At 53.7% G+C, this 14,145-nt stretch carries 12 protein-coding genes and 1 pseudogene; 6 read left to right on the plus strand and 7 right to left on the minus strand.

All coding sequences use genetic code 11. The features are described 5' to 3' along the window. Positions 1-16: 16 nt before the first annotated feature. The 4 genes from PH547_RS04145 to PH547_RS04160 all read left to right on the plus strand — a co-directional run bounded on the left by PH547_RS04145 (position 17) and on the right by PH547_RS04160 (position 4,912). Positions 17-625, plus strand: coding sequence for an NAD(P)-dependent oxidoreductase (locus PH547_RS04145; RefSeq protein WP_104823670.1), 609 nt, complete (start codon positions 17-19; stop codon positions 623-625). A gap of 128 nt (positions 626-753) precedes the next feature. Then, a complete protein-coding gene (locus PH547_RS04150) occupies positions 754-1,659 on the plus strand; it encodes an MBL fold metallo-hydrolase (protein ID WP_104823671.1) in 906 nt (301 codons plus the stop codon). Positions 1,660-3,364: 1,705 nt separating this feature from the next. Continuing rightward, positions 3,365-4,432 (plus strand): hypothetical protein, encoded by a 1,068-nt coding sequence (locus PH547_RS04155; protein ID WP_285167475.1) that lies wholly within the window; start codon positions 3,365-3,367, stop codon positions 4,430-4,432. Positions 4,433-4,510: 78 nt separating this feature from the next. After that, on the plus strand, positions 4,511-4,912 hold the full coding sequence (locus tag PH547_RS04160; RefSeq protein WP_285167476.1) for a hypothetical protein: 402 nt from the start codon (positions 4,511-4,513) through the stop codon (positions 4,910-4,912). 114 nt (positions 4,913-5,026) lie between these two features. Here the strand turns inward: PH547_RS04160 and PH547_RS04165 are convergent, their stop codons facing one another. The 4 genes and pseudogenes from PH547_RS04165 to PH547_RS04180 form a co-directional block, all read right to left on the minus strand. Then, positions 5,027-5,659, minus strand: a complete 633-nt coding sequence (locus PH547_RS04165) for a hypothetical protein (RefSeq protein WP_285167477.1) — start codon at positions 5,657-5,659, stop codon at positions 5,027-5,029. 34 nt (positions 5,660-5,693) lie between these two features. Beyond that, a pseudogene (locus PH547_RS04170) lies at positions 5,694-5,840 on the minus strand (helix-turn-helix domain-containing protein); the annotation flags it as partial. A 53-nt stretch (positions 5,841-5,893) separates the two neighbouring features. Further along, entirely contained in the window at positions 5,894-6,130 is a 237-nt protein-coding gene (locus PH547_RS04175; protein WP_285167478.1) for a hypothetical protein, read from the minus strand. A 1,177-nt stretch (positions 6,131-7,307) separates the two neighbouring features. Then, positions 7,308-8,777, minus strand: a complete 1,470-nt coding sequence (locus PH547_RS04180; RefSeq protein ID WP_285167479.1) for a RepB family plasmid replication initiator protein — start codon at positions 8,775-8,777, stop codon at positions 7,308-7,310. Between the two features lie 891 nt (positions 8,778-9,668). Here PH547_RS04180 and PH547_RS04185 point away from each other — a divergent pair. Together PH547_RS04185 and PH547_RS04190 are read left to right on the plus strand one after the other, a co-directional pair. After that, positions 9,669-10,238: a recombinase family protein gene (locus PH547_RS04185; protein WP_285167480.1), complete on the plus strand. Its 570-nt coding sequence runs from the start codon at positions 9,669-9,671 to the stop codon at positions 10,236-10,238. 1,063 nt (positions 10,239-11,301) lie between these two features. Further along, complete coding sequence (locus tag PH547_RS04190; RefSeq protein ID WP_285167481.1) at positions 11,302-12,453, plus strand: plasmid recombination protein; 1,152 nt, start codon at positions 11,302-11,304, stop codon at positions 12,451-12,453. On the opposite strand, the gene PH547_RS04195 is transcribed toward PH547_RS04190, so the two are convergent. The 3 genes from PH547_RS04195 to PH547_RS04205 all read right to left on the minus strand — a co-directional run. Then, complete coding sequence (locus PH547_RS04195) at positions 12,425-12,736, minus strand: hypothetical protein (protein ID WP_285167483.1); 312 nt, start codon at positions 12,734-12,736, stop codon at positions 12,425-12,427. The genes PH547_RS04190 and PH547_RS04195 overlap by 29 nt on opposite strands. A 339-nt stretch (positions 12,737-13,075) precedes the next feature. Beyond that, positions 13,076-13,753, minus strand: coding sequence for a hypothetical protein (locus PH547_RS04200; protein WP_285167484.1), 678 nt, complete (start codon positions 13,751-13,753; stop codon positions 13,076-13,078). A gap of 137 nt (positions 13,754-13,890) precedes the next feature. Further along, positions 13,891-14,145 (minus strand): hypothetical protein (locus PH547_RS04205; protein WP_285167485.1); only part of this gene is annotated, 255 nt, incomplete at its 5' end.

The following is a 14,145-nucleotide window of genomic DNA, read 5'->3' on the forward strand; positions in this document are numbered from 1 at the left end:
CAAAAGGAAGATCATCATGAAAATCGCACTCATCGGCGCTTCCGGCCAAGCCGGTTCTCGCATTCTCGCCGAACTGTCCTCACGCGGCCATATCGTTACCGCCATCGCCCGCGACCCCTCTAAGGTCGACACCCTGCCGAACGTCACCGCCGCGGCGGGTGACATTGACGTTCCGGACGCTCTAGCAAACGTCCTGGCCGGACATGACGCCGTCATCAGCTCGGTCCATTTTTCCGCCGCCAATCCCGACAAGCTGATCGGCGCCGTCAAGGCCTCAGGCGTTCGCCGCTACTATGTGGTCGGCGGCGCCGGCAGCCTTGAAGTCGCACCGGGCGTCCTTCTCGTCAACACACCCGAATTCCCGGCGATGTACAAGGCCGAAGCCCAGGGTGGCGTTGACTATCTCAAACAGCTCAAGGCCGAGGACGGCCTCGACTGGACCTTCCTGTCGCCCTCCGCTGCCTTCGTGCCGGGCGAGCGTACAGGTAACTTCCGCCTCGGCAAGGACCGGCTCCTGGCCAACGAAAACGGCAGCAGCATTTCGTTTGAAGACTTCGCCGTCGCGCTCGTCAACGAAATCGAAGCACCAACGCACGTGAAGCAGCGCTTCACCGTCGGCTACTAACCGCCAGTTTTCAGCACCATTCGCCTTTAGCGCAGCCGCTCATCAATGGGGTGGCGGCTGCGCCCGGATCCGCTTGCCTCCTTGGTAGGCTCCGGATCTCTCTTCCACCTCCATCAGGAACTAAATCAATGCCCAACCGTCGCAATACCCTCAAGTCGATCGCGGCCGCCGCCGCTGTAATGATCGCTATCGCCTCGTTCGCAACCGCGCAGGAGCAGCCTGCTCTGTCGTGGAAGGCTTTCAAGACCACCGAAGCCGGCTTTCTGCGCGCCCCGGTTCTCATCACCGGAAAGAGCGAAGCAGTTCTTATCGACTCGAGCTTCAGCTTCTCGGACGGCAAGGCCGTTGCGGATGCCATCAAGGCTAGCGGCAAGCGCCTGACCACGATCTACATCACGACCAACGATCCCGACTACTACTTCGGCCTCGCACCTGTTCACCAGGCGTTTCCGGACGCCCGCATTCTTGCTGCCGCTGATACCGTAGCCTTGATGCGCAAGAAGGCTGAAGGCAAGATTAAGGCATGGTCGCCGGTTCTGGGTGATAATGGTCCTAAGGCCGTTGCGGACCTCATCTTCCCTGAGGTCAGCGACATCACCTCCCTGTCGGTCGACGGCGAAAAGCTGGAAATCGTCACTGCGCCGGGCGTCAAAGACCGTGGCCGCTACATCTGGGTTCCCTCGCTGAGCGCCGTGTTCGGGGGCGTGACGGTGTTCGGGGGCATGTACCCCTGGGTCGCGGACATGCCGACTGCCGAAGAACGCACGGCATGGAAGGCCGCGCTTGAAGGCATCCTCGCCCGCCACCCCAAGATCGTCGTGCCTGGTCACACCACTCAAGCGTGGCCGACTGATGCTTCCAGCGTGACCTACACCCGCGACTACCTCGTCGCGTTCGAGGCCGAAGCCGCGAAGGCCAAGGATTCCAAGGCACTCATCGAGGTGATGAAGAAGCTCTATCCGAACGATGCGATACCGATTTCGCTGGAAATTGGAGCGAAGGTCGCGAAGGGCGAAATGACCTGGGGAAACTGAAGAGGCTGAGCGCGGCGTATTCGCCGCGCCCTTCCATGCGCATAGATAATTGCAAGCGGACAAGATCTTTCATCGCGTTATCGAGATTCACTGATCATCCGAACGCCCACCAATGGCGCGAAGTTGCCGTCCCCGTTATGACGGCAGCCTTCGAAACTGCATGAAGGATCTTGGTCAAAGTGCCACCAGGACATCGCGGACGACAAAGCAGTAGACCACAGTCTACACGGCGAGAGCCAATCATAGGCGCCCCGCGGAGGCAGGCATCAAGCACCTCGTTCTGGAACAGAAACAGGACAAGATTGTCCCACCGCATTCGGTGGTCGGAAAAAAGTGGGCCAATTATCGCGAAATAAGTCAATCTTTTCAATGATCGTTGAATGCACGACCTGAGAGATAGGTGACGTATTGTATCGGAGACATGGGTAACACTTTCCGCTTTGGCGGGAGGTGTTGATGCTGTGGAGAGAGACGTCGGCGATGGAGGAGCGTCTTCGATTTGCCGCCAGTCTGCTTGAGGGGGAAGGCATGAGATTCGAACTACAAACTATTCACCGTTCCATTTCAGCCGAAGCTGGGACCGAGAATAGACGAGAGGCGTTGGCTAATCATCATTTGTCAGCCGTCCACTTTTCCGCCTCAGTAGCGTTCTCACCGCTCCTCGGGTTTTAAAACTTTTCTCTCGGGTTCCAACATCGCTCTGGCGTCGACAAAGCGCTCTATGCGCCGATCGGTTCTATATCTATCGCGCATCAGGAGGTAGACGGCGAGGACCCATAGCGCGGCTATCGCGCGCGAGACCCAAGCGAAGGCGGTAGGACCCAATAAGTCATATAACCCCTGCATGCGGAGAGGCCGATGTCCGCTATCGAAAACAGCCGCATAGACAATCATTGCGGTTACCAAGGATACCAATTTATTTTCTTTGACAAATTTTAGCGCCGCACGTGCCCGCGATGGCCGTTCGACCTTCCAAGCTTCGTCGTGTCGTTGTTGGTCTCGCATCTGCAGGTCGTCCAAATATCGTTTCGGGTTCCGAGCAACCTAAACTGCCGCCGCTAATATTATAAAACTTATTCGAAACGGTTGCCGCAGCCGTTAAATTTACTGATATCCCTCACGACCCGTCCGCGATGGGGCGAAAGCGGACCCGACTCTATCGGCGTCGGCATTGTGGCTGCCCATGGACTGGTACATAAAACCAGCAGCTAAGTTATTGGAATACAAAAAATTGGTGGGCCCGGAGGGAGGAAGCGGGCACATCGGCGTAAGCCTGAATTTTAAACGAAAACAAAGCGTTATGTAACGTCTGTGTACGTCTTCGAGCTGGAATCTGTGTACGCTAATCGGGAGAAATGTCAACATTGCCCGACGTTGCATTACTTCAACTCACAATCCGGTCGAACTTCTCGACCGGGCGCGCCTGATAGCCGCACGGAAAGACCTGGTTGATTGCAGGAGAGCTTTGAGGGGGAAAGCCTCCCCTGACTGCGACCCGACGGGCGGTTTCACGTCACCCCTTCTACGGGAGAGTCCGAAACGCCCCGTACAGCGCGCAACAGTCACTTAACTCGCAAACAACTTCTTTAGGAGTGTCATCGCGTAACAATCAGATTCGCTTCCTCTAAAAACAATTTGAGATTTTATAAAAATAATATCTTCTTTCTGCTGTAAATAATCGCACTAACGAGAGGGAATACTGAAGATGAAATGGCATCTAAAATTCCTGTTTGTATTGTCGTTGACCTTTGCAGCAGCGCCACAGGCATTTGCCGATGAAAGTGATTGCACGGGCATATTGAAACAAGACATTCGCGATCGGCTTGTCGTCATTAACAACGCATCCAACCGGCAAGTCTCGGCCTCAAGCCTATGTGATAGCCAGAGTGGTTCATCCTCCTCCGGTTTTTCTGTGCAGTACGCTGGGATTGGTGTCGGCGAAAATTCGGCTGATGCTTTCGCAAAGGCGTATTGCTCGAAGGGCATGTCCGAAAGCGATATTCGCGGGAACTCGGAGCTCTATCAATCAGTGATAGATCCCACGATCGTTCAAGCCTCGTTGGCTTGTTTCGCAGCCAACACAAAAGGGTTGCACTACGCGATACATTCGGATTCCGATACGCATTCTGTCACGCTCGAGGTTACGTATACTGGTCCTACAGGGGTTTCGGTCACCGGCGTCGACCTTAACGGAAATATATCCTGTGAGGGAGAACTGTGGAAAGAAACCAGCAATCTACACAACAAAAACGTGCAAATTGACACGAGAAATCGGTCAATGACGTGCATTCCGAAAACTGAAGTCAATAATAGTACCGACGACATTCCAGCCGGAAGCGCCGTTATTACAACAACTGGGGGCAACATCTATCTACAAATCCCCCGCAGATTTTCGCCATCATTGGAGAAGCGCTTCGATCAGTTGACTGCGAAGGTTGCCGCGCTCGAAAATTCACTTCAGACACAGCAAGGCTATCTGTCTGATTATGTCATCTCAATCAGTGGCCGCGTGGGGCCAGGGAACTTGGATACGCAAAGGGTGCTTTACTCCAAACCAGTTCCTGTCGGCTATAAACTTCTCGCAATCGTGGGACGCTTCGCAGATGAGCATCCGCAGCACGAAATTGTTTTGGATGCCGTTTCTCCAGACAACAAGGGTTTCACTCTCGTTCTCAACGATCACTTTGGCGCTGGGCACGTCAAGGGATATAACACCCAAGATATGTCCGTGGACTATACAGCTTTTTTTGTAAGAGACTTAAAGAATCCCTGAAGTCCTGTCGGCCGCGTGCCGGGACGCATCATGTCTCGGCACAGCCGCCAGTTCTCTATTTTTTGAAAAGGACACAAGATGGGGCGGCGTCTTTCAGACGGTGAAGAAATGCAAAACATTCGGGCGCTTGGTAACTTTCTGCGCTTTTGGCGCGAGAGCCCTGAGTATCCCACCGAAAACCGTGGAAACGACCACATCCATTTTCCTATCTGGGTCATATACGAATGGAAAAAAGGCGGTAATCACAAAAAAGGCTTTTCGTCGGTATTCCGTGTATTTGTAGGAAGCGGTCCGCACGATGGGACGGTCGACATTGATGAAACAGCCGCGATCAAGATCACTCAGTACCATCTAAGATTTAATCCGGCTTTTCAAAAATATGAATACGACGACGGCGACCATACGCTAACAATCAGCGATACCTCTGAAAAGATGGGACAGTATGTCGTTCTTATAGCGCCAGCGCTGGAACAACCGTAAATTATAATGTCACACCGTTCGCGCTGGCAGCGGCACTCGGCCATCGAGAACGGGAAAGCTGAGCCAGGCTGCATTCATCGCGCCGACCGCCAATACCAATACGCAGGCGAGGAGTTAATCGGCCGCGCCAAAAGCTGCAAACAAGGTAATTGGCCCCAAAGACATTACAGCATTCTCTTGGGCTGCGAATGCTCGCGCCTTCAAAGCGTCCGCACGCTCGACGGCATCCCGAAGGAAGGCACTATCGATTGATAGGAAATCAAAGATTGCAACGAGGTGCCGAACGCTTCTTTCTTGGTCTCGCTCTAAGGGTACCATCCAACTCAGCCATTTCTGTACCGATATCCCGCGAATATGTTTTCTGAACGTGGCCAGCGTCGCGGATTCAATTTTTAGTTCGTGCAACAACCGGTACTTTGCGGAGGCTGTCGGCAGTGCCTCCACTACAGAGGCGAATTTTTCAATGGCTCGTGCGCTTACATCGGATAGAAGAACCAAGTTGATTTCTGCGGCAGCTTGCTGGATGAGCGCGTGCCGACGCTGATAATCCTCTACACGTATAACGTCCACACCCCGTCCCGCTCGGACAAAGCGATAGGCCTCTCTGCATTCCACGCAGCTGAATTCGGCTTCCCAACCTTCATCGCGAATACCCCAGTCGGTATCATTATAGGTAACGTCAATATGCAACCTGCCTTTTCCGCAAAGGCAGGCGACATTCTTCACTTCCCTTCGCTCAAAACTCACGTCGCATCCTCTTGTAGCTGACCGCAAAAAAATCTCAGGCGACCGTAGCACCTGCGTTCGGCCTCCGAGAATCAATGAACCTCGATATGCGCGAAATCATACTTTCACTAACCCCGTATGATCGCGCAATCAGCGCATATGGCTCACCAGAGGCCTTGCGTTCGATCACCTCGGCCTTCTGCCTGGGCGTAAGGAGTCAATCAATCACTATGGTTTCTACGAGATCGCAGCACTTCAAGAAATTATCCGGTCAAAGGCTCGTAGGCCATCGCGTTGAATTTCTTTCCTCAGTTCAGCCGCCGTGCCGGGCAACCTGCTCTTGCGGACAAGGCGCTTTTCCCCGCTACCGTGCGCCTGGACGTAGATCGCAGCGTAGTACCAGATCGTGCCGCCGTTGTTATCCTGCTGATAGACTTCCAACACCTCGACGTTAACCGTCAAACCCTTAATTCTGGTGATCGTCTGCTTCACTAGAAATCCTCACTTCTATTTGATTTCATTGAGGATTTTATAGCAAAAATCGGGATTATTGAGAATCCTCCGGGCGGGAAAGATGTCGATCTTGGGATAGCGCCCGTTAATAAAGTCGATTGGATTTTAGTTTCCTGGAAAGGGATTATTCGTCACGATCTCAGGGGCAGGCAGGGTTGACAGCGGACAGGCGCGCATAGGCTCTTTCGAAGGGTATGCCCCGCATGGGGGATGGCCGCAGCCCCATCGGGGCGTGAGAAGAGCGCGCATGTCCGCTGTCACTGAGCGAAAAAGGTTCCGCGATTAATCGGGAGGAGCGGTCGCCGTAGGCGAGCGGGTCGAGGCAAAAGGCTCGATCCGAAGCGAGGGAGATTCGTCGTGGAAAAAAGAGCGAGGCTACCGCTGCCGGGATAGAAGGGTCAAAACAGCAGTCCTTTTAGTATAGTTAACAAAACTATACAATGATCTCAATTCCTTCTAAGCTATTGTTTTTAAAGCGCTTCAAAAAATGTCAACATCGTTTCAGTCGCCGTCCCAGAACTAATGTCAACATTGCTTTCTCATCCGACAAGTTATTTGCAGCATATTTTTCGATTTCGACTATTGTAACCGCACTTTCTGTCTTTATATCTTGAATTAACCGATACGCTCATTGCGCACCGGGACCAGCAGTCCCCATCGGGGATCAACAACATATAAAGGTCTTGAAGAAAGGTCTTGAGGGCCGTTTTCGAACGGCTAGCAGTCCCCTCTTGGCAGGGGATCGACAACAGATAGTGCAATCATCAGGTTGCAGTTGATGAAATAGCAGTCCCCTGATTTTTAGGGGATCAACAACAGAAGCGCGGCAACACCGCCTCGAAGATGTTGAACAGCAGTCTCCTCATCGCAGGGGATCAACAACGGATAGTGCAATTGTCAGGTTGTACTTGATGAAATAGCAGTCCCCTGATTTTAAGGGGATCAACGACTTGAAATGCCAGTAGCCCTTCCGCTCAAATCGGAGGGGCTATTTTGTTGATCTCCAGCCAATGACCGTAGCGCCGGACCAGCGCACCCAAAGACCGATTATTGACCGGCTGGGCTGCCAGGGCTGGGGCAAAGACTGCGATGATGAGAACGATCGCGGCTTTGGCGCTGATGGCAAAGGCTGGAGTGTGGCACCCAGCGCTCCCACTCAGGTGGGAGCGGCGCGTCGTTTGCCCAACTTCTCGCCAAGCTTCCCCGATTTTTTCGCTGCAAAAAGGGCTTTGACGACGCGATCAACCTTTGGGTAGTCAGAGGCAAGAAGCGCTCGGCAAATGGTCGCGAGGCTTGCCGCTCGGCGATCAGGGTGAGCTTTGCGAAGCATGATGATTGCTGCGCTTAGGCTTTGCTGACCCGGGAAACGTGGGATGACGTTCGACCATGGGAGAACTTCTGGATCGCAATAACTCTCCAGAACGCAAGGGGGATAGTGCGCTTTAGTCCGCTTGCCAAGCTGACGGCCCTCCGCTCTGTCGACGAAATCACGCAAGAACCGGTAAGCGAAATCGCTGAAGATACGGTCTTCACCCGTCGGTTCCTGAAGGACGTAGGGAATAAAGGCGTCCTCCCTGGGCAAATTCTGTGGGATCATCGACGCGGCCCATTCCTCGAAAACTCGATCGACGCCCAACCATTTGTCCATGCAGCCTTCGATAATGTCACGTCCAGTTTGTGTGGAGGAGAACCATCGATCCAGGTTGTCTGGGGCTTTGTCCAGTGCCAGACGCCATTCTCTAAGAATCGATTTTGGCCCGATATCATTTCCTCCTTCCATCAGGCGCGCGTGACATGCGCGCGAAAACGCGGCTGTCGATGGTGTCAACTCAGTGCCGTGGACCTGGTCAGGAATCGTAAGGTATTCTCTCATTTGCGGCGACAAGTAAGCGCGCTTTTTGCAAAGCCTGTCGATCTCGGAGAGCTTTTCTGAGGGAAAAACTTCAAAAATGAGAGGCTTGAATGGGCGTCCACGCCCGGGTTGTCGCACCATCGGATGGAGTGCGACCCGGAACTCCCTCGCGTGGTCCATGATCTCGTTCAGCGCCGGTGCCAAACACCGCTCGACGAATAAGGCGGTGTTGAAGGCCTTGTCGTTGGCTTGCGACCAACCCATTGTTTTCGCCAAATCCCTTGCTTCGACTTCCAGCGGTCGGCGCAACAGATCGTTGTAACCTGCCTTGATTGCCAGTTGCTGATAGAGCGCGGCGCTGTGCTTATATTGAAATGACGCGATCGTTTCCAGGTTGATCCAGGTGTAGCTACGATGCTCACCATAGATTTGCCGGACGAGAGGCGGGATTGAATACTTAAAAGCAGCTCTTTTGCCGACGAGCACCTCCGCCAGAGGCTTATCGGCCTCGATCATGATAAGCGGTTGAGCTTGTGCACGATAGCGACGGCCGATTTTTATGTCCCGGACGTCGTAAGCGACGGTTGTACGCGCGATGCGCTGCAAACTCTCGATAACGCGTCGTACGCTCCTGGTCTTTAGAAAGCGGAGCAGGATCGCTAGTTCGATTTCATGTGTTGGCTGCTGGATGCCGCTGTCGCGTGCAAAGGCTAGTAGAGCCTCATAGGCGGCCATATCTTTCGCCGATGACCGGTGTTCATCGATAACCTTCATGCTCTGAATTAGGACGGCAGGCTTATCAAACGCTGGGCGCTGAAGCCGAAGCTCTGCTGAATCGGACAACGCGTCGACCAGGCTCCGAGCCCTTATTCCTTTCCGCGTTTTCGTCGCTCTAACTGCTGCAGCCGAAGACTTCCGAACGAGGAGGTCATTGCTGTCTCTCTTAAAAATCACTGACATGCGGTTGGCTCTATTGACAACAATATGATGACCCGCCGATGCACGCGCGACAAGCAGAAAATATGCATCATTTCGCCTCGAACTGTCGCGGTCCGTTAGCAAACAGTCGGAGATAATTAGATAAAAACAAAGACTTATGAAATATATGCGCGAGATATACAGTTTGAGATAAGCAAGTCAGATAGCTGAGAGCGGTGTCGTGCTGAGCACCGAAACATTTAGCAGTTTGTTAGGAAATCGACGCGATTTTGGTAAGCATGGTCAACGGCTTAGCCTATAGCCGCTTGGGCGATACACGATATGATTATTAATCAGCCGGGCACAAGGCAATGCCGTAACAACGGTGATAGACGGCACAGCCGGAAAGCGGGCCACAGAGAGGCTTTGTCTGAAGGACTACTTGGCCGCCTCTCCGTAGGAAGATCGTATATCCCGGTAGCAGTTCCGTCATTGACTGACCGCGAGCCAAGCCAAATCGCCGATTCATTCACTTACATAACGCGACAGATTTGGCTCTAGCGGGCAAATGTTCGAGCGTCTCGCCACTTGTCGCACGGAAGATTGTCGTGGTTGAGCCGTTGGTCGACCGCCTGTACGGAATCGTCCGTTTCCGTACAGGGGCAAAATGCTCTGTCCATAAATTACCTTGACAGGCTTTCGAACAGCATGGACATTTCGGACAGCCTATTCGGACGAAATTGACTCATGCCACGTACCTTTGCCTATGTCCGTGTCTCCACGACCGGACAGACCACTGAAAACCAAATCCAGGAAATCGAAGCTGCAGGCTTCCAGGTTGAGCCGCGCCGGATCGTCACGGAGACAGTTTCAGGCAGTACTGCCATCGCGCAGCGCCGTGGCTTTTCCAAGCTGATGGACAAGCTGGAGTCCGGCGACGTTCTGATCGTGACCAAGCTTGATCGGCTCGGCCGCGATGCGATCGACGTCAGCACTACGGTGAAGACTTTGGCCGAAATGGGAGTCAGGGTCTATTGCCTCGCGCTCGGCGGGGCCGACCTCACCAGTTCGGCGGGTACGATGACCATGAACGTGCTGAACGCCGTCGCCCAGTTCGAACGGGATTTGCTGATCGAGCGGACGCAATCCGGTCTCAAGCGGGCGAGGTCTGAGGGAAAGGCCCTTGGACGCCCCTCGACGCTCAGCGACAAGCAGAAGCAGCATGTACGCGATGATCTTGCAATGGGGATGAGCGTTTCAGCCATCGCACGAAAGTTTGCGACCAGCCGACAAACAATTATGCGTGTTCGCGATTGATACTGGCGATCAATGGCGTCGGTTTCCTCTCAACCGACGGTATTTCGACTTTCGAAAGATCGGAGATAGTTCGATTTTCGGACTATCTGATAATGATGGCCAGCACAGCTATCGAGCAGCTGGACATCGATCCGGCAGGTCTGTGCGTGCTCGGCGGTGTTCGTCCAGGGATGCAGCGGACGGCCATGCATCGTCGGTTACAGGGATAGCCGACGACGGAAAACGGTATTTCGATTTTCGAAACGTCTCCTGGCCGTTCGAAAATCGAAATACCACAACGTGCTAACGAAGGTCGAGCGCCCAGTGCTGCGAGACCACGACCTCCCCGCGATCTACAACGATCGAGGTCAGGTCGCGGGCAGATAGCGGCGCAGCCATATGCGATGATGGCCTCCCCGGTCACAGAGGGGTTTGCCGAAAGGCTCTCGATGAAGTCGCCTCTCGGGAGAGGTTCCCTGCAGGGTCTCGATGAAATCGTCCGGCTGAAGGCCCCCTCGGAGAGCCGACACTTGCTTGCAAGTGATAGTCGGTCACTACTATTAAGGTTCCTACCCTCAAATCTTGACTTCCGCCGACGGGATTTTGGACTCATGATCCTGGGAATGCTTTCCCATTTTTGGAGCGGAGCGGTGCGAGAATACAACAGGGATATTATCATCACCAATCAGGGGCTACCATCCAGGGCCGTGCTCAAAGTCATCCGGCTGCCGTCGAGTTGGTACGCTGTTATATGGCAGGACCCGCAGCGTTACCTAAGTTTTGGGCAAGACCGAACCGCCCGGAATGGTGGCCATGAGCATTTGGGCGACGACGACTTCCTGGATCGCGTCCGGCTGGTCTGTTGCTTCACGCAGGGTGTCAATTTTGAATTCGAACCGAACTAGCTGACGTGGGATTCCAATTCGTTCATTTGGAATCATATTCGCGCAAGGCCGACTCGAAAGGCCGGGGGACAGCGTTCATTTTCGCTGAGGCAAGTCGGAAACCTGAGGCCTCGATCCACGTTCCGAATCCACGGCCGCCCACAGTCGTTTTCGGCGTCGGCGTGGAGGAGGTGCGGAAAATGCACGATGCCGCCGCCACCGTGGCCACGATCAGCGTAGAGGGGGGTAAGGCTAGGAAAATTCGCCAAGATCAGAAGACTTTACACACGGTGATTGCATCACATCCGTATATGATGACCGAAATTCGTGACGACCCGGCGAAACGTGCGGAAGCGGCCGAATGGGAAAAGAGAACAATTGATTGGCTTCGTTCGCTATATGCGAACGATCTCAAATCTGTCATCCGGCACGAAGACGAAAGCCATTTTCACATTCACGCATATATTGTGCCAACGAGCGACCCAGAGCTGAAAGCACTGCGCTATCACCCCGGCGTCGTGGCGAAGCGCGCGGCGATGGCCGCTGGTCCTGCCGATGGTGAGAATACGAAGGCCCTGCATAAACAGGCTGACGCGGCGTATAAAGGTGCTATGCGGATCTGGCAGGATTCCTATCATGAGGCGGTCGGCATCCCTTGTGGGCTTGCCCGCCTTGGACCGCGCCGCCGTAGTCTGACACGCGCGGAATGGCAAGCTGAGAAGACGCAGGCGAAAGCGCTGCAGCTGACCGTCGAACGAGCGCGGGAGGTCAAGGCGTCGGGCGACCAATATATCTCCCGCGTGAAATCGGAAACGGCGGCGATCCGTGCCGCCGCCGATCAGGAGAAACAAGCGGCGGTGGCAGCAAAGGCGGCTGCCGAACGTGAAAAGGAGATCGCGGCAAAGGTGAAGGCGGCCGCTATTGCCGAACGGGATCGAGCGGCAAAACAGCAAGAGCAAGCGAGCGCTCTATTGACAGATGCTCGCCGTTACTCGGGCTGGGCGGGCCGATTTAGAGCCCTCTGGGATGGGCTTCGGAAATCGAAAATTGCTAATAGAATCCGTCAGGAATTCGCATCAGAAACGGAACGTCTCAGTCGATTGGTCCAGCAAAAACAAAGGCAGTTGGATGGCGAACTTGAACAACGTCGATTGGCAGAACAATCGGCCCGTGAGGCTAGGCAGGCCGCCGAAATGGCAACGTTCGAGCGTGACCAGGCGAAATCGATCCTCTCGCGGCTCCAATCGAGTTTGGAGCCGGAGGCGGCTCATCATCATGTGACCGCCCCGAGCCTTCAGTTGAAACCAAGCTTACGGCCGAAATTTACTGCAGGTGAAAAGCCGCGCGCATGAGGCGCTCGGCATTGCCAGATGTAACCCAGTCTTGGAGGGCAGACACTGCTTTAATTTTGGCCTCGAAGATCGATGCGGACTTGAGTATTTTTTTGCTGACTGGCACGTCGAAGGCGCGCTCATCTCCGTCGCAATCGAAAATGATTTGCTCAATCTCAAATTTAAACTTTCGCCTTGAGCTTTTAAAGCAGTCAATAATAAACGCAACTGGCATATCTTGCCAATCGACCTCAGCATAGTGCCTGTCTACCCAATCAAATTTTAGCCCTTTAAGCGCGTCCATACTCTTTCCTTTCTAAACTATGTCTCGCTCGCCGTGCGAGTATCATTTATCTATGTGTTCCAGAACTGTGCGTCAATCTCACCATAATCTGAGTAAATCTCGTAAATTTCAAACCACAAAGTTTATTTTGTAGTTTACATCTCTTAAAGAATTTCTTCAGAAGAAGAATTAATATTTTCTTGACGCTCTTCACGTTCAAAGGAATTCTTCCGAAAGAATTCCTTTAACTTCGATAATATGGAACCTAGAATTCCTTTGACGGGAGTAAGAATTCCTTGCGACCACGAAAAAGGCGGCCCAAAGCCGCCTCCAAGAATTCCTTGTCAATTTTCGCCTGCTTTACATTTTGGGGTTGTACTCAGACGGCCCGTCCGGCTCCTGATCGTGGTCATCGGCAGTGTTAACCCTTTTCAATTTTTTTTCGACGTCCATCTTTTTTTGTCGAACAGCGGCCTCCTGTTCCCATTTCCAGCGCCGCGCGGCAGTTTTCATATTCTCGATTGCCTCCGCTGCACCGATTCTGTTGCTGCGGATGGCCGATTTGAAAGCTCGTTCGCGGCCGTCTGCAAACATAACGAGAGCCCAATCATGAACGTCTTCGGGAAGATGCTTTAGTAATTCTGAAAATGCTTCGTCACCGCTCGGCCCAGGCAAGGCAAGGTCACGGATGATGTCGGACAAGTGTGGTCGGCGGCCAAAATAGCGTCCGCTGTAGACTGGCGTGGTGGGCGCGCGTGCAGTTTCAAATCTCAGTTGCTTGCTCGACTCGACAATCTCCGTTTTGTCCGCGGGGCGGGGCCGGGACAGATTTGCAATGATCTGAGCTGCCACTGTCGCGCCCCATGCTTTAGCCGAATCTAAAAATTTGAGAAGCAAGATGAGCTCTGCCAATCGACGAAACCGCTCCCTCAGTTTTCTCCTCCACCTCCTTTCGGCATTAGCCGCCCTTCTTTGGAGAGAAATGTGATCACGCTCTGCCTGCATTTTCCGGATTTGCGCTGCGGTCTTCGACTTCATTGGGATCTCCCTTTGAAATCAATGGTCGGAAGGGAAATCGCAATGAACAAGCGCCGAAAGCTATTTGCACAAGTAGGTTTGACGCGGTCTAAGGGTGAGCGTCCGGCGAATGCATTTCTTCGTCTGCGAGGCGCGGTCTAGGACTTGCGGCTTAGCTCATCTGCCATGACGCGCTCGATCATCTCGGGATCGCATTGTTCACCGACGAGGAACTGCCGGATACCACCGTCCCATGTCCTGACATCCGCGAGGAACTCCTCGAGGCATTCGACGCCGCGGTCCGTGAAGCCGGTTGTGCCATCTTCGGTCCCGTTGTGGACGCGCACCATTTCGCCGTAGTCGATATTGTCCGAGTTGGCAGCGATCTCTTGGAGCAGTTCGAGGTTTTCGCC

This window comes from Rhizobium cerradonense (genome assembly GCF_030182455.1).
In the GTDB taxonomy this organism is placed as follows: domain Bacteria; phylum Pseudomonadota; class Alphaproteobacteria; order Rhizobiales; family Rhizobiaceae; genus Rhizobium.

Coding starts and splice junctions, on each gene's coding strand:
- PH547_RS04185 (WP_285167480.1), top strand. CDS start 9,669: ATGCCACGTACCTTTGCCTATGTCCGTGTCTCCACGACCGGACAGACC.
- PH547_RS04155 (WP_285167475.1), top strand. CDS start 3,365: ATGAAATGGCATCTAAAATTCCTGTTTGTATTGTCGTTGACCTTTGCA.
- PH547_RS04200 (WP_285167484.1), bottom strand. CDS start 13,753: ATGAAGTCGAAGACCGCAGCGCAAATCCGGAAAATGCAGGCAGAGCGT.
- PH547_RS04195 (WP_285167483.1), bottom strand. CDS start 12,736: ATGGACGCGCTTAAAGGGCTAAAATTTGATTGGGTAGACAGGCACTAT.
- PH547_RS04160 (WP_285167476.1), top strand. CDS start 4,511: ATGGGGCGGCGTCTTTCAGACGGTGAAGAAATGCAAAACATTCGGGCG.
- PH547_RS04180 (WP_285167479.1), bottom strand. CDS start 8,777: ATGAAGGTTATCGATGAACACCGGTCATCGGCGAAAGATATGGCCGCC.
- PH547_RS04145 (WP_104823670.1), top strand. CDS start 17: ATGAAAATCGCACTCATCGGCGCTTCCGGCCAAGCCGGTTCTCGCATT.
- PH547_RS04190 (WP_285167481.1), top strand. CDS start 11,302: ATGCACGATGCCGCCGCCACCGTGGCCACGATCAGCGTAGAGGGGGGT.
- PH547_RS04150 (WP_104823671.1), top strand. CDS start 754: ATGCCCAACCGTCGCAATACCCTCAAGTCGATCGCGGCCGCCGCCGCT.